Here is a 548-nt window from a genome sequence, read left to right as displayed (position 1 = left end):
TAGCCGGTGCCGCCCGCCGTGCCGATCCTGCCGATGATCGCCAGCACGACGTCTTTCGCGGTACAGCCGCGCGGCAGCGTGCCTTCGACCTTCACGAGCATGTTCTTGCTCTTCTTTTGCAGCAGCGTCTGCGTGGCCAGCACGTGTTCGACTTCCGACGTGCCGATGCCATGCGCGAGCGCGCCGAACGCGCCGTGCGTCGACGTATGCGAATCGCCGCAGACGATCGTCATGCCCGGCAGCGTCGCGCCCTGCTCGGGCCCGATGATGTGCACGATGCCCTGCCGCATGTCGTTCATCTTGAACTGCGTGATACCGAACGAATCGCAGTTCGCATCGAGCGTATCGACCTGCAGCTTCGAAACGGGATCGGCAATGCCGTGACTGCGGTCGGTGGTGGGCACGTTGTGGTCGGACACGGCGAGGTTCGCGCTGATGCGCCACACGGGGCGCTGGTTCAGCTTCAGGCCTTCGAACGCCTGCGGGCTCGTGACCTCATGCAGCAGATGACGGTCGATATAAAGAAGCGTCGTGCCGTCGTCTTCGGT

Annotated in this window: 1 protein-coding gene; it reads right to left on the bottom strand. The window is 63.9% G+C overall.

Going from position 1 to position 548, the window contains the following annotated elements:
* Window positions 1-548, bottom strand: a 548-nt coding sequence (locus tag QYH69_RS35995; protein ID WP_308836350.1) for an aconitase family protein, incomplete at both ends; no start/stop codon positions are given.

The organism is Paraburkholderia sp. SARCC-3016, assembly GCF_031119615.1.
In the GTDB taxonomy this organism is placed as follows: Bacteria; Pseudomonadota; Gammaproteobacteria; order Burkholderiales; family Burkholderiaceae; genus Paraburkholderia.
This window is presented reverse-complemented; position numbering and strand designations above follow the sequence as displayed.